The following is a 21,647-nucleotide window of genomic DNA, read 5'->3' as shown; positions in this document are numbered from 1 at the left end:
AAAATAAGATTACCATGAAAAAGACAAATATAATATTAAGTTTCGTTATCTGTATATTATTATACGGATGTACCGATCTTAGCGAAACTGTTTATACAGGAGTAGCTATGAATGACTTCTTTAAAAATGAGAAAGAACTGGTAGCCAATGCAGGTAGAGCATATACGAAATTACAAGGATACAATTCCGAACAAAGTTTATGGACATTGCTTTTACAAGCTTCTGATGAATGTGCCGTTCCCGCTTGTGGTGGTTCCTGGTACAGCAATGGACGTTATGAAGAAATCCAGACGAATAAAATTCCACCTGCAAATAAATTATTGACAAGGGGATGGAACTGGATATTTAATGGTATTGCTGCATGTAATGAAATTATTTACGAAACGGAATTATCACCTATCCAGTTTGAAGGAAAAGAGAAGATCATAGCTGAAATGAAAATATTGCGTGCTTTCTACTATTATCAAGCCATTTCTTGTTGGGGAAACGTACCTTTCACAACTGACTACACGGAAACCGGATACCCGGAACAAAAAAGTCGTGAATATATTTTCAACTATCTGGAAAAAGAAATTAATGACAATATCGAGTTCCTAGACAGGGAGCCTTCAGATACTAATTATGGACGGGCCACACAAGCTGCCGCTTATTGCATTCTTGCGAAAATGTATCTGAATGCAGAAGCATGGTTCGGTACTCCAATGTATGACAAAGCAGAGAAAGCCTGTAAAGATATTATGGATATAGGTGCTTACAGCATTGAAGACTCTTATTCTACTAATTTTGATATAAAAAATGAAGATTCTAAGGAGAACATCTTTGTAATCCTGTATGACAGAGTATATACTAGCGGTGACAGTAACTCATTTTATCTGCATACGCTGACACTGGAAGCTGCATCACAAGCAACATTTAATATTCCGGCAGCTCCATGGTCGGGTTTTCTCTGCCAACCGGACTTTTTCCAAACATACGCAGAACAAGATCTTCGCAGAAGTCAGAGCTGGTTATACGGTCCTCAAGTAGACCTAAGCGGAAAGGATCTTGGTTTCGAATATACTCCTGTCTTCCCCGAAGAAAAATATTACAATAGCAACGGAGGACGTGGTACATACGACGGTGCACGCTGCTGGAAATGGCATTACCAGACTGATGGTTCTTTAAAAGAATATACAGTTAGTATGGACAACGACTTTGCCATCTTCCGTTATGCCGATGTGGTATTAATGTACGTAGAGGCTTTGGTACGACAAAACAGAACAAGTGAAGCTATCCAACTGGCAGACTTCAAGAAGATTCGTACAAGAGCAGGTCTTGATGCATATACCACAAGCCAATTGACGATTGATGAACTTTATGCAGAACGAGGCAGAGAACTGGCATGGGAAGGATGGCGCCATGAAGATATGATACGTTTCGGAAAATATCTGAAAAAATATTGGGCACACCCTGACCAAAGTTCAGAAACTTTTAGAAATGTATTTCCAATTCCTACGGATATTTTAAATGCAAATCCAAAATTATCTCAAAACAAAGATTATTAACCACAATTGGAAGGTTCACATAGAAAAGTGTACCTTCCAACAAATCAACCCTGATAAGTATGAAAAAACCAATCATCTTTTTACTTGTTTTAATTACTAACATCTTATTTATCTCTGCACAGAAGATTTCAAAGACAGAGTTAAAAGACAAAATAGCCGGAGCTTGGATCGGGCAAATGGTAGGAAACATATATGGACTTCCTTTTGAGAACAAGTTTGTAGATGAACCTGCCCCGGAATCCAGATTTCCATTCGGTTACACTAAAAACATAGATAAATTGCAGAAGTATAACGGTGCATTCTCTGATGACGATACTGATGTTGAGTATATCTACTTACTATTAATGGAGAAATATGGCGTAGAACCTACTTATGCCAATATGCGTGAAGGATGGATGTATCATATCCGTGACCGTGTATGGCTAGCCAATAGGGCTGCACTCGGATTAATGCATCTTGGATTCACCCCTCCGTTCACAGGTGACGAAAATCTGAATCCGCACTGGTATCAGATCGACCCTCAATTGATTAACGAGATATGGGCGTATACAGCACCGGGAATGATCTCATACGCTGCAGGAAAAAGTGATTGGGCGGCCCGTATCACAAGCGATTCGTGGGCAGTATCTCCCACTGTCCTATATGGTGCAATGTACGCTGACGCTTTTTTCTGCAAGGATATCCGCAAACTGATTACACGAGCCTTGAAAGAACTGCCTGCTGATGACAGATATGCGATAGCTGTAAAAGAGATGATTGCTTTATATGACAAATATCCTAAAGATTGGGTAAAAGCACGTCAAATCATGGCTAAAAAATATTACATAGATGAACCAGCCATGACAAAAACAATCTGGAATGCTAATCTGAACGGATTATGCGGGATTTTGGCTATGTTGTATGGCGAAGGAGATTTCCAACGGACATTGGATTTAAGCTGTGCAATGGGATTTGACTGCGACAATCAGGCAGCCACTATCTCCGGACTTCTAGGAGTAATGTATGGTGCAAAGTCTCTTCCCGAAAGTTTGACTAAACCTATCGAAGGATGGGAAAAACCCTTCAACGACCGGTATATCAATATCACCAGGTTTGATATGCCCGATGCTTCCATTGAAGACATGATTGAACGTACTTACAACAAAGCAATCGAACTGGTTTGCTCTAAAGGAGGAAAAGTGAAAGGTGATATGGTATATGTTAACCCTAAAGCACAATTCATCCCCCCTATGGAATTCTGTATCGGTCCGAATCCGGACTTGGAAATCGGACAGCCTACCGATTATTCATTTGCCTGCAGAACAAACGCTGATTTCAAATGGGAACTGGTAAAAGGTAAACTTCCGGTAGGAGTTACATTCCAAAACGGTAAACTGGCAGGAACTCCTACAGAAGCCGGCAAATATCCAATTACCCTTCAATTAAGCGCAAATAACAAGAACTCAATTACTAAAGACTTTGAGTTATTGGTTAAAACCAAGAATATAGCCCCCAAGGCTGACACTATTTACGCAAATATCCGCAAACTAAACGAAGAAGTACTCGATTCTTGCTGGATTACCTTTGGAAAACCGATGTACGCAACAAATGTAGAAGTAATTAATGACGGAGTCAAAGATGGCGTAGGATCTGTATTTTATTCATTAGCGGCCAAAAGTAATCTGCCTAAAATAGACTATTTCGGATACGGTTGGAAAGAAGAGCATAACATCAATATGCTTGTTTTAGATATGGGCTGTCTGGAAGAGTTCGGAGGATGGTTTACTTCTCTAAACATTCAATATCTTGGAAATGACGGACATTGGTATGACGTAGGTAAATTCAAATCAACTCCGGCACTTCCCGAAACCGATATTGTATTTTTCCAACCTCCGTTTGCACAATATGTTTTGGAATTCCCGGCAGTAAAAACCAAGGGAATACGCGTACTAATGGATGCAAAAGTGCAGGAACACTGGCATAAATACACAAAGAATGTATCATCATTCATCTCTATCACCGAGTTGGGAGTTTATGAGAAATAAAGGAGGAGAAAAATGAGGAAAATAATTACGATATGTATTATAGGGCTTTTTGCTCTCAACGTACAAGCCCAGCCTGTAAAAACTTTAAAGTTATCTGATAAAGAACTTTTAGATAAGATTAAAGGAGGATGGGCCGGACAAACCATTGGTGTTGTTTTCGGAGCACCTACAGAGTTTAAGTTCACGGGAACTTATATTCAAGATTACCAGCCAATCCCCTGGGCGGAAGGTTACGTTAAATATTGGTGGGAAAAGAAACCCGGATTATTCGATGATATTTATAACGATTGCACGTTTGTTGAGGCATTTGATGAACTTGGCCTGGATTGTTCACAAGAAGAACTTGCCAAAAGATTTGCATTCGCTGATTATCATTTGGCCCATGCTAACCAAGCAGGCAGATATAATATCCGCCAAGGTATCATGCCACCGGCTTCCGGTCATTGGTTGAATAACCCACATGCAGACGATCTGGATTTCCAGATCGAAGCAGACTTCATTGGTCTGATGGCTCCGGCAATGCTGCCGGAAGCATTGGATATCGCCTCCAGAGTAGGCCACATTATGAACAGTGGTGACGGTTTTTATGGCGGTGCTTTCGTAGCAGCTCTTTATAGCTCCGCTTTCTATGAAAAAAGTCCTGAAGCGATTCTAAAAACCGCAATCTCTGTCATACCTGAAGAGAGTACATTCCATCAATGTATTCAGGATGTAATCAATTTCCATTCTTTGCACCCGGACAACTGGAAAGATTGCTGGTACTTCCTGCAAGAAAAATGGAACTGTGATGTAGGATGTCCCAAAGGCGTATTTCTAAACTTTAATATTGACGCCAAGCTCAATTCCGCTTTCGTAGCATTAGCTATGCTCTACGGTAAAGGAGATTTCACCAACTCTGTCGATATTGCAACACGCTGCGGACAAGATTCTGACTGTAATCCGTCTACAGTCGGCGGTGTACTCGGCGTCATGTATGGGTATGATAAAATCCCTTCATTCTGGTTAAACCCTTTGAAAGAAGTAGAAGACTTTACATTTGAAGGAACGAATATGTCGTTGGCAAAAGCATACCAAATGAGTTTCGATCAAGCTAAACAACTCATAGTCAAAACAGGTGGAAAAGTATCTGGTGGGGAGATAGAAATTCCAATCAAAAAGGCGGATGTACTTCCTTTAGAACAAAATTTCGAAAACACCTATCCGCTTTATAGAGAACGCAAAGACTGCTTCCTGACAGATACATTTGAATTTGATTTCAATGGTAACGGATTTGTTATCTGGGGCAACATTTGCTGCACAAGAAGTATTACTCCCGATTATATCAATCGTGTATCTACACGCCACATCGGTTCCGAGGTGTTCGGATTGGCAGAGCCCAATGACCCTTACGTTGCTAAAGTGGAAATATGGATTGACGGAGAACTGGACCATGTAGCAGCTTTACCCATGAGAAACACAGACCGCAAAGTAGAACCAGCCTGGAAATACCTCATGAAGGAAGGAAGACACCACGTTAAAATGAAATGGCTGAACCGCAAAAAAGACTACATTATTCGTATCAACGACATAATGTATTATTCAGAGAAAAAAGAACATGATAGATTTTACTTTAATAAATAAGTTAAGATGAAAAAAGTCCTGATTAACATCATTCTACTATTTACCTTTTCCATATCGGGAATGGCACAAATAGAATATGGAAAAACAGTTGAAATAAGTAAAGAGGTACTGCTCGACAAAATTAAAGGAGGCTGGGCCGGACAAACCATAGGATGCACCTATGGCGGTCCTACAGAATTTAAATACAGAGGAGCGATCATTCATGAGAAAACTCCAATAATTTGGTATGATGACTATTGTAAGGACATCTTTGCAGAAGATCCGGGATTGTATGATGATGTATATATGGATCTTACCTTTCTGGAAGTAATGCAAAAAGAAGGGATAAATGCCCCTGCCGAATCATTTGCCAAAGCCTTTGCAAACGCAGATTACAAATTATGGCATGCCAACCAGGCAGCCAGATATAACATATTACACGGTATTATGCCACCGGCATCGGGACATTGGAAAAATAATCCGCACGCTGACGATATTGATTTCCAGATTGAAGCAGACTTCATTGGAATGATATGTCCGGGGATGGTAAATACCGCCTCCGATTTTTCGGACAAGATAGGACATATCATGAACTACGGCGACGGATGGTATGGAGGTGTATACATGGGAGCAATGTATGCATTGGCTTACGTAAATAACGACATTTATACAATTGTCACGGAAGCTCTTAAAACAATACCCGAACAAAGTAAATTTCACCGTTGCATCACAGACGTTATTAAATATTGGAAACAATATCCCGATGACTGGCGTAAATGCTGGCTGGAAATAGAAAACCGTCATGCTTTTGAGATTGGCTGCCCGGAAGGGGTATTCAATGCATTTAACATTGACGCCACTATCAATGCGGCTTACTGTGTGATGGGACTTTTATATGGCAACGGCGACTTTTTCAAAACAATGGATATAGCCACTCGTTGCGGACAAGATTCCGACTGTAACCCGGCAACTGCCGCAGGAATTCTTGGAGTCATACAAGGCTACAAGGCTATCCCCGAATACTGGAAACCGGCACTCGAAAGATGTGAAAATATTAAGTTCCCTTACACAGATATCTCTTTAAGTTCTGTATACGACATTAATCTCAAACTATTGAGTGATGTATTAAAAGCAAACGGAGGAAAAATAAAAGGAGATAAATACTATACCACGATTCAGAAGCCAAAAACCGTAGCATGGGAAGTTTCTTTTGAAGGCTTATATCCTTCTGAAAGAAGAGTTATCAAATATGATCTCGGTACAGAAAAAACATTTGAGTTCAATGGCAAGGGAGTTGTTTTAATGGGGATGATCAGACAAGATGTTAAAGATAGTAATGACAATTACATCGCCATCCTGGAGGCCTACATTGACGGCAAGAAAGTAGAAACCATAGAAATGCCTTATGACTACATAAAAAGAAAGTATGACATTTTCTATAATTATGATTTAGAGGAAGGCCCTCACAAACTGGTTATTAAATGGATTAATCCGAATGAAAAATATGCCGTTCAATGTAAAGACATGGTGGTTTATTCATCCACACCGGCAGAGCCAATCAATCCTTATAAATAAAAGAGAGAAGCCATGAATAGAAAACTACTCCTATTATTAGCCTTATTATTATTTTCCTACGGATTGTCATCATGTTCGTCTGATGATAACAGTCCGTCTGAAGGCGAACAGACCGATACACCGGAACTGTTTACCAAACGCTATAATCCCGATCAAAGTTTTTACAGCAAAATATTAGGACAAGAAATCAAATATTCCGTATTACTGCCTCAAGAGTATCTATCGGAAAGTACGGGTAAATATGGAGTAGTTTTCCTTCTACATGGCTGGGGAGGGAACCAAAGTTCATGGGGACCTTCAGGTCTGAATATTCAAAGCATAGCTGATGCGCAAACCAGCAATGGTAGTATTCGCCCATTGATCTACATCATGCCAGAAGGTTTCAACTCTTATTTTTGCAACCGCTATGACGGAAAGTTCAACTATATGGATATGTTCATTAATGAACTCGTGCCTCTGATTGATAAGCGGTTCCGAACAACAGCCAGTAAGACGGAAAGAGCTATTGCAGGATTCTCCATGGGAGGTTTCGGGGCATTAAGTATAGCATCGCAACATCCTGAAACATTCTCGGTATCAATAGGATTAAGTCCCTCTCTAAATACAGATGAACAATACATCTCTTTGTCACAAGACGGTTGGAATCTTCAATGGGGAAACAACTTCGGAGGAAGCGGCCAGACAGGAACAGGCAGGCTGACAAGCTATTATAAAAGCCAATGTCCGCTACACTTTTTCAAAGATAAACCAAGTTCCACATTTCAAACAGTACGGTATTACATAGACTGCGGTGATGATGAAGAAAGACTATATGCAGGAAACGGTGAATTACATTCTCTATTACGGGACAAAAATATCAAGCACGAATATCGTGTACGGAACGGTGCCCACACTGACAGTTATTGGCGTGAATCCATGAAAGAGGCACTGCCTTTTATCGAACGTTCATTCAAAGGAGAAAACTATCCGCAGGAAACTCTGAAAAAATTCACAAAGGAATTACATGCTACTAATAAAAACATAAAAGTAGGTAATTCCAATATCGAACTATGGCTACCGGATGACTACAATTCCGAACTAACTTACAAAGTTCTTTATTACAGCAAAGGAGAAGGTAATGTTGATCTTACAACAAAGAAGGTAGCAGTGGCATTAGATTCTCTTATGCAAATCAAACGTATGATAATCGCAGGTTTTAATGTGAAAGAAATGATTCTAAATGAAACAAATTTTTCAGCTATTACCGATGCTGTGGAAAAGACGGTTCATACGGAAAGCAATGCAGATTTCAGATTAGGATTAACATACGGTTCAGAAGCTGATTACTTATACAATCAGTCAACAGGCAATGCCCCTGCTATCAACTTTTTCTTTGCAGAAGACGCAGATATTATCAACCTTTCTGCCGAGAATCGTGCCAAAATCTATTATTTGGACATAACAGACGAAGGCAGCAACTACAATAGCATCTTTACTCTGTTCAATGGATTGCGAGGTGCAGAAGCTCCGGTGCAATATCGTGTCAGAAACGGACTGGATAGTGAACAGTCCGCCCAAACAGGTATTTATTCAATGAGTTATTATATTGGTGAACAGTTAATAAAGAAATAATATGAAGAAGATACTGTTATATATTATCCTATTTCTATCAGGTATAGATGGAGCTTGGGCACTTCCCATAGAAAAAGAAGGGATGAGTATTTACAGTCCGTCCCTAAAGCAAGAAGTCTCCTACTCCATTATCTTACCGGAAGGTTATGAACATTCAGATACAGAATATCCAGTCTTATACATGTTTCATGGAATAGGAGGTGATTATACCAGTTGGCTCGAATACGGCAACGTTGCCCGTGTAATGGACAAAATGATAAAAGAAGGAAAGATTCAACCTTTCATTATGGTTATTCCTGACGGTTACCTGTCTTATTACAGTGACACTTATGATAGCAGCTCCCTTTATGAAACTTTCTTTATCAAAGAACTGATTCCATATATAGATAACAACTATCGCACTCGCAAGGATATTAATGGACGTTCGATCATTGGTTTCTCTATGGGAGGATTCGGAGCATTATCCGTTAGTCTGCGCAACCGCCACTTATTCGGCTCTGTCGTTGCGTTATCGCCATCCATCCGTACAGAAAAACAATACATAGAAGAAGGGCCACAAAAAGGATGGGACAATCAATGGGGACGGATTTTCGGAGGAGTGGGAAAGAATGGTAAGCAGCGCCTAACCAGTTACTATAAACAACATTCACCCTACCACATTCTTTCCACCCTCCGCAATTCCGATTTAAAAGGATTTGGCATCATGCTGGATATTGGAGATAAAGAAGGTACTCTTTGCGAAAGTAATGAAGAACTGCACCGATTATTACTGGAAAGACAAATACCTCATGAATGGGAAGTACGTTCAGGAGGACATGATTTCACCTGCTGGAATACTGCACTGCCCAAAGCATTCAGATTCATAAACGAATATTTCAATGGAAAGCGGTCAGGAAATAGTGAGAGTAGTCTTCCGAATGAGACTCCGTTTATCCAAACAGCCAATGCAACGGTCTATTATCCGGAACAGGCTCAAGGAAGCACAAGAAAATATCCTATTATCTATGTACAGGGAGAAATTAACGAACAACAGCAAAAGGTTCTCGTCAGTCAGTTTCATCAAATGGTAGATGAGAATAAAACATGGCCTGCTGTTCTTTGTTTCGTAAAAGCTAACACAGACCTGTCAGAAACAATTTCTGATATAGAAAAGCAACTCTCCGGCATCAGAGGTTCCCAACGTATGCGGGCTTTAATCACTTTGGGAGATAATATCAAAGAAGGTATAGAAGCCATTCAGGGAGAAAATTTGTTTACCGGCATAGTCTGTGTAAATGCCATCGGCAACGAAAATGATGCTCAAAATCTTATAAAAGCAGTCAACTCTTACAAAAGATATCCCAGATGCTGGATAGAGATACTCCCCGAATCAAAAGAATATGGTTTTAGTAGTAATATACATATCCTTTTGAAAGAATCGGACCTGGAACATGAGTTCCGGTCAAGAAAATGTAAAGAAGCCAATGTTTTCACTTATTGGGAAGATTGGATACTATATTTAAATAACAGAATTCATGTTTAACAATTAAATACTAATAGTATGTTCACAGTAAACAGTTATTTATTGGCAGTTATATTCTGCATCGTAACCATGATTTGTTGGGGTTCTTGGGGTAATACCCAAAAACTAGTTTCCAAAAATTGGCGTTATGAACTTTTTTATTGGGATTATGTGATTGGAATGGTATTGTTCACCATCTTGCTAGGCTTCACTATGGGTAGTCATGGAGATACCGGACGTTCATTCCTGGAAGATCTGGGACAAGCATCAGGAGACAGCATTGGTTGGGTTATCTTGGGGGGCGTAATATTTAATGCTTCAAACATTCTTCTTTCAGCGTCTATTTCCTTGGCTGGTATGTCTGTAGCTTTTCCTTTAGGAGTTGGCATTGCATTGGTATTAGGGGTAATCGTCAATTATCTGGGAATTCCAACTGGTAATCCTTTGCTTTTATTTGGCGGTGTAGCTCTCATTGTTATTGCTATCATTTGCAATGGAGTGGCTTCCGGAAAAATGCAAAAGGGAGAAGAAAGCAGGAAAAACAACAAAAAGGGAATTATCATTGCATTAATTGCCGGTGTACTGATGTCTTTGTTCTACAGGTTCGTAGTGAAAGGTATGGACGTAGAAAACTTCAATTCTCCTGCTATAGGAATGATGACTCCTTATTCTGCCATCTTTGTTTTTTCAATAGGCGTATTACTAAGCAATTTTGTTTTCAACACATTAGTAATGAAATATCCTTTTGTCGGAGAAAAAGTCAGCTACTCCGAATACTTTAAAGGAAACACGAAAACTCATATATGCGGAATGCTTGGTGGAGCGATATGGGGACTTGGTTCCGCGTTCAGCTATATCGCATCAGGAGAAGCTGGTCCGGCGGTATCTTATGCACTAGGACAAAGCGCACCACTTATTGCCGCTATTTGGGGAGTATTTATCTGGAAAGAATTTAAAGGTTCAACGAAATCTGTTAATCAACTACTGGCCTTGATGTTTATCTTCTTCCTGGTTGGTTTGGGAATGATAGTAGTTGCCGGAAACTAATTATTAACCTTAAATAGAACAACATGAAAAAGTATTTTTACTTATTAGCCATGCTGGCAGTAGTACTAGGTACGACTGCTTGCAGTGATGATGACAATCATCCCAGTACAAACATTCTGGATAAACCGGAAGTTACTGTTCCTGATGTAAAAGAGAGTTCTGCTGTTATTACATGGAAAGCCATAGGAAACGCAACAGCTTATATTTATAGCTTGAACAACGGTAGTGAACAAAGTACTGACCAAAATACAATTCAACTGACAGGTTTAGAGCCGGAAAAAAGTTATACATTCAAAGTAAAAGCTCAAAAAACCGGATCAATCTATTTTGAAGATTCAGACTATGCAGAAATCACTTTTACAACAACCTCTGAAGTAACAGTTTATCGAATAGCCACTTTTGCGGACGACTGGGATAAATGGTATTACGAATATAATGATAATGGTACTGTAAAACGTGTATACAGGTTATATGAAGGAGAATTGGATAGAGAATGGCTCTTTGCTTATGACGGAAATAATATCACAGTGACAGGTAAGAACGCATATAACATGACTTTAAACGACCAAGGTTATGTTGCAACTTTTGTAGATGGTTCGAACACTTACGAATATACTTATGATGAGAATGGCTACATGACCAAAGCTGAAAAGAATGGCAATATTGCATCTAACATCACCATAGAAAATGGAAATATTATGCAATGGACCAGATTTTCAGATGGAGTAGAGCAGTTTAAAGTTCAGACCTATTCTGCCGTGCCTAATGTGAGCGGAGCACATTGCATCTATGCGGAAAGCAGTGGAGCTAGTCGTTGGCTGGTTGAAACTGGTCTCTTTGGAAAAGCTTCGGCTAATTGCCATACGAGCAGTGGTTGGCAACATTCATCCAGTACAGCTACTTACACATTCGAATATGACGAAAATAGTTGTATCAAAGAGGAAAGCAAAAACTATGACGGATATATAGAGAATTTCTATTATACATATTTCTCCGAATAGCACTTTATGAAATAACTAATTCATGGAGGTGTGTCTAGAAGTCTGGCGCACCTCCATGAATTATAAAGTTATTAGAGACTTTAGACTGTTATATCCAGTAAAACCTCTCCCCTTACATTCAGCATCTTAATCCTCAATTCATCGTTCTTCTTTTCCAGAATCATCACCGTAGCACTGTCCATCTTATATCCTCCACCAATAATAACTGGATAATTATTACCCAGTTCCCCTTTCGGATGGTAAGCGTATTTATGGGTATGTGCATTCAGACTGACATTAAAAGGTGCTTTTTCCAATAATTTAGTCCACAGATCTGCACAGAGATTCTTTTCATAATTACCGTAAAGCGGAATATGATGAATAAGGACACGTTTCTTTGCTTTCTTGAATTCTTTGGCAGACAGTTCTTTTTTCAGAAAATCAACCTGTTCATTACGCAATTGAGTAAAATCGTTCAAGCCATAATATACCCAATGGTCGTCCGGTTTATCTTCTCCACAATCCAACATGACGATACGGGTATCTCCCCAGTTAAAAGAGGCATAAGTTTTATCTCCCACATAATCAAAATGGTCACGCAAACCGATAGAATAGGCATTGCGGATTTCATGGTTGCCACGCATAAAGAAAGTCGGTATGCGATCGCCACACACTCCTTCGGTCAGTTCACTGATAAATGTGGTTGCCTGCTCGTGATCCACAGGATCATCCACACAGTCACCATTGAAAACAACAAAATCATACTTAACATCCTGTATTTGTTTACATAGAGTACGGAAAGTATTGGTATGTTGATGCAAATCATTAAAAACAATAGCGGTAAAAGACTCTGTATCAGCAACAGGAAGAGTAAATTCACTGAAGGTCGATTTTGCTGTATTTCCAAATACCTTTTTATATGCCTGATAAAGCAACATCTCTTGCGAACACACACGATAATAATATTTCTGTCCGGGCTGTAAGCCATCTATACGTATTTTATGCAGCTTGTTATTGCAGACCACCTGACCGTCAACAATCATACGCGCACGTTCCAGCCGGGTAGTATCTGTGCCATATTCCACCCAGCAATAAGAAGGAACGGTTGTTTCCCACATCACAGTAATGCCATTACCCACAGGATTCTGCAAATAAGGTTTAGTACGGAATATCTTGTCTGCCTTTTCAGCGGTACGCAATTCCACAAGTATGGGACGATGGTCGGAAGCCATTGGCTCATTAACTACTCTCGCAGATATGACAGCAAATCCGGTAGCGTTTTGCTTTGACACGGCAATATAATCAATGGTCTCTTTTGGATCAGGAGCAGGATAAGTATACTTTCCCGGATTGGAGAGTATTTGAAAATCCTTTTGCAATTCTTTGATGAAATCGGATTCAGGTTCAGCATTCATATCCCCGGCTAGAAAAAGAGGCTTTTTATAGGAAGCAATCAATGACTTCACTATTTCCAAAGATTTCATACGGTCTTCTTCCGTTAATGACAGATGGGTACAACAATAGATATAATCCTCAAATTCTGCCAGAATCAAGGTGCGGACCTCTTCTCTACCAGGTAAAGGGATAGTTTGTAAACGTAGCGGAACTTGCTTTGTCAACAGTCCGATTCCATATTTACCTCCTTCAAACTCTATAGCAGGTGCAAAACAAGCATGCATTTGTGTACGTTCAGCTATCTCACCCAGCACATATTTCTGTCCGCTCCGACGGGTCATACTGTCTACCTCTTGTATAGCCACAACATCAGGAGAAGCATTATTTATCACATTGGCTACCCGTTGAAAATTGCAAATATCATCCATGCCGTTCGCATTTTTAATATTATAAGACATCAGTCTCAATGTATGTTGAGCCTGTACCGGAAAAATAAACAGGATGACGGAAATGAGTAAAAAGATCTTTTTCATGTTCTTCATTTTGGGGGGTTATGTTAAGTTCCCCCAAAGGTAAGAAAAAAATAAAAAGCCACAAAGATACGGATTCATACCTTTGCGGCCTCTTATTGTTAAGAATAGCTTTTCTCTAAATGGGGGGGATGAGAATAAAGCTATATTATTTACAAGGTCGATTTATTATCTCATTATTTCTTTTGCCACTTTGCGGTAGTATCCCACATTTGCGGATCTACGCTATTAAAGTGCCAAAAACCGATTTGAGAGATTCCCAGTTCATCAGCTAGTTCAAGTAGCGCTTCCGTACTTCTGGCATCACTTGCATAAAACAGATGCCGATTACCATCAGTACCATCATACAGATACATGTTTACCTTTTCATAACATAACCAGGTAGGAGAAGGCAAAATTCCATTTATACTGTCAGGCACAGATTGGTAAACCTGCCTTCCTTTGATGTCACCAGTTACAGCATAATCATTTGCATAAGCAGGCAGCGCCATCACTAATTTATCATTTGGAATATGTTTCATCCAGAAAAGCATCGCCTCTCTAGTCCATAGATAATTAGACGTAGGCCCAATGCCCATACAATCATCCCTATGTTTGAGCTCGGGCTTATCTATCCCAGGTGCAAAATACATATCGTAACACATCACTCTAATTAAGTCGCAGGTAGTATTCAAAACTGCCGGATCGTGAAACATTTTAGTTTCGTTATCTTGATACAAAGCCGGATAAAAACTAACGCAATGGCTTAATTTCTTTCCAACAGCATGGAGTTCTTTTGAAGCAAGTTTCAGGAATTCGGTATATACATCCTGAATATCAGGGCTCAAATGTTCGAGATCAAGATCTATTCCATCATATCCATTTGCATTGCAATCGCTTACATACTTCTCAACAAGTGCCTTTCTTTTCTGTGGCGTATCAATCGTTTCTTCATTCCCACCTACAGCCTGATATACTTCGATATGATTCTGATGACATTCATCAATAAATGATTTCGGAGGATTCCCGAAAACGCTAATGGAACTAATAATCTCTTTCACTGGCTCTATATCCTTAAAAGATCTTCCATCTATATAGACATACCAAGGAGCTACTTTCTTCTCCTGGGTGGTGGAAGAGAGTGTTTCCTGCTTGCAGGAAACACTCGTCATTACCAACATTACACAGCATATAGCTGTTCCAATTATGCTTAAATACCTCATTGAATGTAAAGTAAACTGTTATTCTTCATCATAATTATACTTCTTATATTCTATATAGTCATATTTGACTGTATATGTCTTTGCAGTAGGCTTATCTCCTTGCCAGCCACCTCCATCAGCAAAGGTCATCATTGAGAATCCAAATTTAAACTGTGCCGGAGTATACCAGGTAGTAAATGTTTTCGCCACTTCACCATCTATAATCCATGCCGCCCAATATGCACCATCTGCATTAAGTCTAAGGTCAATAGTCAAAGTGTGTTTACCCGGATCAATAGGTACACCGTAAACTCCCATAGCCTCTGTATAACAACGTACCAGCATCTGGCCTGGGACAGGAGGAACCGTACAAGCCGCACGATCATTTTCAGTACCCGAGAAAACAAACATAGAGAATGACCTTTCTTCAGCGTTAGTTGCAGCGATATTACCACCTGCCAACCATTTTTCACCTACCCCTACCAAAGGAACATCTATTTCCCATGTATATTTTCCAGCTCCCACTTCCGGACTATAAACGAAGTTATTCCCGTTAGATAGATTCAAACTTCCATCCGCAATCGTTCCTCCATTGTTAGTCCATCCAACAGGAACAAAACCAGCTTCCTCAAAGTCCCACTTCACTGTTGTTCCCTCTGGTTCGGGAGGAAGCTGACCTTCGATAATCGGCTTCATTGAATAATCATAAGGAACATATTCAAGATAATCAAATAAGGCATAATTTTCTTGAGTTGCCGCATGATCGCCCATACCATAAAGATTCTCGACACTAGATATAGCACGGAAATAAGCCTCTTCACCATAATCTAATTGTGCCCTCTTTAAAACTTTACCATCAACCGACCACTCCGCCAGATATTTCTTATTTTCTAACTTCAAATCCAATACAAACGTATGCCAAGCATCCCCCTTAATAGGCGTGAATTCAGAGAAAAAAGGATTAGCCTGACTAGTCACAAGGCACAGCATATCATCTGGTCCGGCACTATGTGCTGCACGGTCTGCAGCTGTACCGGAACAAATTTCAAAATCCAATTCATGCCCATCGTCAAAATATAAAAATGCTCCAATACTGGCCCGGTCATTCATTCCGAATTTAGGGACATATATCCTCCATTCATAACGACCTGATCCGAATTGCGTTGTTGTCTGCACCTTGAAACGGTCCCCATTAGTACCTTCATACTCTTCACCTGCCCGGGTATAGATTCTTAACGCTTTTCCATCTTCACATTCGTCATTATCTACGATAGTGATCGGATTGATCCCTGCCACAAGCCCCGTCTTTTGCAATCCAGTAAAGTCACCGTAATTATAAATGGTTCCTTTATAGCCATCCTGAATAACTGTGATGGTTCGAAGTTCAGCACCTTTCGCCGCTATGGTCAAGGTTGCACTACGTTTTGGGCCGTTATTCTTATCAGCAGCAATTGTTAACGTACCATTACCAGTTCCTTCCAAAGGAGAAACAGTAAGCCAATTACCACCTGCCTGATCCACTGCTACTTCCCAAGCTGCTTCTGACGTAATATCTACAGTCTGAACTTCAGTAGAGGAGACTCCGAATGTCAAAGCATTTGTGGAGATTCCGCATGCAACAATCTCTGTTTTCTCTTTGAAGCTATCGCCGCATGATACTAAAGAGGCATTACATAATACACCTATTGCTAAATATAAATATCTTAGTTTCATAATGATTGTTTTTATTGTTTCATTCAGTTCTTCAAATTCGGATTAATAGACGAATCTACAAAAGGACGGGGAAGATACATTTTACTGTCATTCCACGTACCAGATACGGAAACAGCTTCTTTCCTGAAGACTCCGGGAGCCACTTCAATCTCCGGATTTAATTTTCTGTATTCAAAATGATCTTTAATGCGATTCATGCGAAACATATCCCTTGCTCTGGTGGCAATATTTCCCCAATAATATCCGGCTATTTCCCAGCCATGTTCCTTATAGGCAGCTTCTGCCAGATCATCATACGACATGGTTGTCTTATAGATATCCCGCTCTGCAACAACAGATCCATTGGCACGATTACGTACCTCATTCAATAAGTTGACAGCTTCCGTGATACTGCCTGTTTTTGAACGACCTACGGCTTCGGCATACCAGCAATATACTTCTGCCAAACGAATAATCTGATGCGTCTTTTCTCCATTCTGATTCATCGAAATCTTCGGATTCGTATAATCGAATTCTTCTCCAGTGGTCGTTTCTACTTTCTTCATGAAACAGGGAGCAACAACCACACGCGGCGCTTCCGGATTGGGGTCTTCCCACCAATCACGTAATTGCGTTTCATTCTTCAATATAATTTTCGGAAAATAAGATGCATCTTTGCGTGAGCCTTTCGGGAAATCATACCAGAATTTAATTTCTCCGTTCGTATCTCCCCATCCACCGCCACCATAAGCATAGTCTGCCAAGAAATCGGCTAAAGGAGCATTGGTAAGTGCATCTATTCCCAAATTATAGTAAACACCAAGTAACACTTCTGGATTATTCTTATTATACTCCATCGAATATACTTGCTTGTAATCAGGTAATAATTTGTAGTAGTAAGTACCTTTCTTCGCAGCATCGATTACTTCTTTTGCCTTTGCAGCGGCCAGTTGATAATATTCTGTTCCTTTGTTCAACGGCCATCCCGCCATTGCCATATACACATAAGCCAATGTTGCTTTTACAGCTCCTTGACTAACAGCAATGTTTACCCCATTTCTTGCGTAGGGTTCTTTAGTATAATTAGCAGGGACCATTGTTTCTGCCTTTTTCAGATCAGATACAATCAGCTCGTAAATTTCAGGAACGGTTGCCAATGGCATGTTGTAATTGATTTCATCTTTCACAACCATAGGTACCTCTCCCCAAGCCATTACAAAGTAAAAATAAGAATAGGCGCGCCAATAATAAGCTTGTCCAATGGCTGCATCTTTCTCTTCCTGGCTCACCTCCGGAGTTCGTCCGGCATTATCTATAATGAAATTAGCAGCTTTTACTAATCTCCAACGAGCTCCCCACAATTCAGTCACCCAAGTGTTATTGTCCGAAACATTATAAGTATCTACCTCACGCAACCCCTGTTTATTAGCTGCAGGGTGTGTAGAAATATCATCACCCATCACTGATTCGAAACCTGCCCAAATATTTGCATACATATCACTTGCAACTTTGGAATACATTCCATTCAGAGCCAAGTCCAGATCACCTTTTGAATTGAAGAAATTAGTTACCGCCAACTGCCCTTTAGGATCTTCTGTCAGTAAATCCTGGCAAGACACCATCCAAAGTGCTATCAATGCTAGTCCGACAGATTTGAATATTCTATATATTGTTTTCATATCCATGTATAGTTAAAAGATTAAAAGTTAAGTTTCATACCAAAAGTGAATGTTCTTGGAACAGGATAAGATCCCATATCCACACCATTAAAGCCATAATCGGATTCACTGTACACTTCTGGGTCCATACCTGTGTATTTCGTTAATGTAAACAGGTTTTGAGCACTGACCGACAGTTGAATATCGGCTACTTTCGTTATCTTCTTAGGAATATTATACGTAAGGCTTATATTTTTCAGTTTCACAAATGATGCATCTTCAAGCCAGAAATCGGAATCAGGATAGTTTCTATTATCTGAATTTTTATGACTTGCATACACAGCATCTGCTTTATTGGCTACTTTATCCCAACTTTTGTAATAAGCATCGGATAAAGAGATGAAGCGATATACACCTGTCATAGATCCCATCGCATAGCGGCTTACATTCAGTCTATCTTGTCCTAATGCAGCATTGATAAAGAGATTGAGCGTCCAGTTTTTCCAAGTGAATGTATTATTCCATCCGAAAGTCCAATTAGGCTCGGCCTGCCCTTTAGTAACCAGATCGTCAGCACCCGGATTGGTTGTCAAACTTCCATTAGATTGATGTTTATACAAGTTGGCGCCCTGGTCATTAAAGTTTGCCCATTCATAAAGATAGAAAGAACCAATCGGATACCCTACTTTTTTAATTTGAATGGGACCACCGCCAATACTTGTATAATTCTCCCCAACGATAAAATCACTACCTGCCAGATCGATTATCTTATTCTTTAAATAAGATGCATTCAGCGATGTTTCCCAACCAAATATATCTTTGTCTGTCAAAGGAGTAGCTGTAATGGTGAATTCAACACCAGAGTTTCTAACTTCACCTTGGTTGACCCAGAAAGAGCCACCTCCGTTATACTGAGGAGCAGGTTTGCGAAGCAACAGGTCCTTAGTATCCTTTCGGAACCATTCGGCTGTAAAACTCAAGCGACCGTCTAAAACACTGGCGTCCAAACCTATGTTATACTGATAGGTGCTTTCCCAAGTTACATCCGGTGTAGCGAGATTTCCAGTCCAATAACCGGTATGGATTGCATCGCTACCATAACCGTCATAATTTGTAGGAGCCAACATACCCAATGTTGTGTAAGCACCGATACTTTGATTACCAACAACACCAAAACTGGCTCTTAGTTTCAATTGCTGGACAATGTTTTGTTTGCTCATAAAGTTTTCTTTAGCAACATCCCAAGCAACAGCTGCTGACGGAAAATATCCCCATTTATTCTTCTTCTGAAACTTAGATGAACCATCGGCACGGAAAGTACCTGTCAGCATATACTTCCCTTTGTAATTGTACATAATTCGACCAAGCCCGGATACAATAGCTTCTGCGGAATAGCCATTCTCTCCATCGCGTGTCTTTGCATTTTTTGCATTCCAATAACCAACAAATTCATTGGCTAAATCACTACCGGTCAGTTTTAGATTTCTGCCTTCGGCACCACTTGCTTCAAATACAGCTGTTGCAGTCAAATGATGATCGCCGAAACTTGTGTTATAAGTCACATTATTGGTATTCTGCCAGAATAGATTCATCCTGCTCGCATTTTCCATACCACTAATTTGTCCGGGTTTTGCTAACGACGAGGTGAAAGAGTAACTCGGAACATGAGAGTAATTAGCAGCACCCTGTACAGACAATGTCAACCCTTTCATTAACTTGAAAGTCAAATCCATATTAGTATTCAAAGCATACACGTATGAATCGCCATAATTTGCAACACGGGCGCCATAAGGGTTTCCGTTTACTGAATTATAAGGGTCCATATTATAAACGCCCGTCACCGGATCTTTCATTTCCATTGTAGGAGAATAGTTCAGGAAGTTCATAATGTCAATACCCCCATTGTGACTGTGAGTACGTGAAGCATTAATTTTGGTAGAAAGTGTCAACCACTTGGTGAGTTCATTATCCAAATTTATCCGTAACTGTGCACGTTGATACTTGGTCGTGATGGTCATGGCTGTCATATTCAGTACATTGGCTGAAATAAGATACTTATTTTTAGCCGTTCCACCCGAAATACCTAATTTATAGTCCTGACTAATACCGGTCTGCAACATCAAATTCTGCCAGTCAATGCCTTTGGAGCCATTCTTATAGGCTTCCATCTCATCATCTGCAAATGAGATACCATTATACTCCTTTAATGCAGTCGCATATTCATAAGCATTCAGTAAGTCATATTTTTTAAGGATGTTCGATACGCCTATAGCCACATCTGCATAAATCTGCACTTTACCTTCCACCCCTTTTTTAGTAGTTACCAACACCACACCATTAGCGCCGCGTGAGCCATAAATAGCTGTTGCCGAAGCATCTTTCAGAACTTCAATAGATTGAATGTCAGCTGGATTTACATCCAGTCCACCAGACATAATACCATCGATGACATACAGGGGGTCATTGCTGGTATTAAGAGAAGTGGTACCACGAACACGAACTTTAACTGTACCACCAGGTAAACCATTTACGCTCGTCACTGCCACACCTGCAGTACGTCCTTGCAGAATATCTTCCACCCGCTTTACCGGCTGATCCTTAAATTGTTTGGAAGAAACAGAAGCCACAGCACCTGTTATATCTGATTTTTTCACTACACCATAGCCGATGACCACTACCTCACTCAATTGGTTCTGATCTTCCTGCATTGTAATCTTCAAACTGGTATTCGTTCCCAGTTTAACCTCTTTAGTCACGTATCCGATATAAGAGAATGATAGTGTAGAGCCAACAGGAGCACTAATCGAGAACTTTCCGGAAATATCCGTTACGGTACCAGTTTGTGCATCTTTAAGAGTTACGTTGACACCGATGATAGGTTCATTGCTGTCGGCATCCATAACAGTACCCGAATACTGCTTTGCAACCTGTGCATAAGTAGATGTAACTGCTGCAAAAAGAAATAGTAGCAAGCAGCCAAGCGTTTTTCTTAGATTATCCATATACTTTTCATTTAGTTAGAATATAATAATATTAGATTTTTAGGAATTTTAGATACAAGTCAAGGCATTCAAAATGTTCCCAACATTACTCCGCCACCTCTTCATTCTACAGTTTTAGGATGTATTCATAGTAAATAGTCTTTTTTTTAAGGTTTAATACTATTCCGTATTTAGTGTCAACTATGCAAATATAGGTGCAAAGCGTGGAAATAGAGATCAAATAACATCCATAATTAGTCCGCTACTGTTCAAAAGGATCATTCTGAATATCCTTTCTAGCTATCTAATGAGCTTTGTGGACAAAAGAA

General features: G+C 39.9%; 13 protein-coding genes. 8 read left to right on the top strand and 5 right to left on the bottom strand.

All coding sequences use genetic code 11. The features are described from left to right. The first annotated feature begins 14 nt into the window (after positions 1 to 14). The 8 genes from DXA54_RS05160 to DXA54_RS05125 are packed head-to-tail and all read left to right on the top strand — an operon-like array spanning position 15 to position 11,902. A complete protein-coding gene (locus tag DXA54_RS05160; RefSeq protein ID WP_004323850.1) occupies positions 15 to 1,544 on the top strand; it encodes a RagB/SusD family nutrient uptake outer membrane protein in 1,530 nt (509 codons plus the stop codon). Between the two features lie 59 nt (positions 1,545 to 1,603). After that, positions 1,604 to 3,568, top strand: coding sequence for an ADP-ribosylglycohydrolase family protein (locus DXA54_RS05155; protein ID WP_120079067.1), 1,965 nt, complete (start codon positions 1,604 to 1,606; stop codon positions 3,566 to 3,568). Positions 3,569 to 3,580: 12 nt separating this feature from the next. Next, complete coding sequence (locus DXA54_RS05150; RefSeq protein ID WP_004323852.1) at positions 3,581 to 5,188, top strand: ADP-ribosylglycohydrolase family protein; 1,608 nt, start codon at positions 3,581 to 3,583, stop codon at positions 5,186 to 5,188. A 6-nt stretch (positions 5,189 to 5,194) separates the two neighbouring features. After that, positions 5,195 to 6,742: an ADP-ribosylglycohydrolase family protein gene (locus tag DXA54_RS05145; RefSeq protein ID WP_074635331.1), complete on the top strand. Its 1,548-nt coding sequence runs from the start codon at positions 5,195 to 5,197 to the stop codon at positions 6,740 to 6,742. A gap of 12 nt (positions 6,743 to 6,754) precedes the next feature. Beyond that, a complete protein-coding gene (locus DXA54_RS05140) occupies positions 6,755 to 8,353 on the top strand; it encodes an alpha/beta hydrolase (RefSeq protein WP_120079066.1) in 1,599 nt (532 codons plus the stop codon). Between the two features lies 1 nt (position 8,354). Continuing rightward, positions 8,355 to 9,875 (top strand): alpha/beta hydrolase, encoded by a 1,521-nt coding sequence (locus tag DXA54_RS05135; RefSeq protein WP_120079065.1) that lies wholly within the window; start codon positions 8,355 to 8,357, stop codon positions 9,873 to 9,875. A gap of 18 nt (positions 9,876 to 9,893) precedes the next feature. Continuing rightward, complete coding sequence (locus DXA54_RS05130) at positions 9,894 to 10,901, top strand: GRP family sugar transporter (protein WP_120079064.1); 1,008 nt, start codon at positions 9,894 to 9,896, stop codon at positions 10,899 to 10,901. A gap of 23 nt (positions 10,902 to 10,924) precedes the next feature. After that, the gene (locus DXA54_RS05125) at positions 10,925 to 11,902 is read left to right on the top strand and encodes a fibronectin type III domain-containing protein (RefSeq protein WP_120079063.1); all 978 of its coding nucleotides are present in this window, start codon (positions 10,925 to 10,927) and stop codon (positions 11,900 to 11,902) included. Positions 11,903 to 11,982: 80 nt separating this feature from the next. Here DXA54_RS05125 and DXA54_RS05120 read toward each other — a convergent pair whose 3' ends face one another. From DXA54_RS05120 to DXA54_RS05100, 5 genes are all read right to left on the bottom strand, one after another. Further along, positions 11,983 to 13,809, bottom strand: a complete 1,827-nt coding sequence (locus tag DXA54_RS05120; protein ID WP_165863223.1) for an endonuclease/exonuclease/phosphatase family protein — start codon at positions 13,807 to 13,809, stop codon at positions 11,983 to 11,985. A 173-nt stretch (positions 13,810 to 13,982) separates the two neighbouring features. Beyond that, entirely contained in the window at positions 13,983 to 14,966 is a 984-nt protein-coding gene (locus tag DXA54_RS05115; protein WP_120079105.1) for a glycosyl hydrolase family 18 protein, read from the bottom strand. Between the two features lie 60 nt (positions 14,967 to 15,026). Continuing rightward, the gene (locus DXA54_RS05110) at positions 15,027 to 16,700 is read right to left on the bottom strand and encodes a BACON domain-containing protein (RefSeq protein WP_004323859.1); all 1,674 of its coding nucleotides are present in this window, start codon (positions 16,698 to 16,700) and stop codon (positions 15,027 to 15,029) included. Between the two features lie 23 nt (positions 16,701 to 16,723). Then, positions 16,724 to 18,358 (bottom strand): RagB/SusD family nutrient uptake outer membrane protein, encoded by a 1,635-nt coding sequence (locus DXA54_RS05105; protein ID WP_120079104.1) that lies wholly within the window; start codon positions 18,356 to 18,358, stop codon positions 16,724 to 16,726. A 20-nt stretch (positions 18,359 to 18,378) separates the two neighbouring features. Then, positions 18,379 to 21,339, bottom strand: coding sequence for a SusC/RagA family TonB-linked outer membrane protein (locus tag DXA54_RS05100; protein WP_120079061.1), 2,961 nt, complete (start codon positions 21,337 to 21,339; stop codon positions 18,379 to 18,381). Between the last annotated feature and the right edge of the window lie 308 nt (positions 21,340 to 21,647).

The sequence above is a fragment of the Bacteroides sp. OF03-11BH genome (assembly GCF_003604005.1).
In the GTDB taxonomy this organism is placed as follows: domain Bacteria; phylum Bacteroidota; class Bacteroidia; order Bacteroidales; family Bacteroidaceae; genus Bacteroides; species Bacteroides ovatus.
Note: the sequence above shows the minus strand (reverse complement) of the source record. Positions and strands in the feature narration are given on the sequence as shown.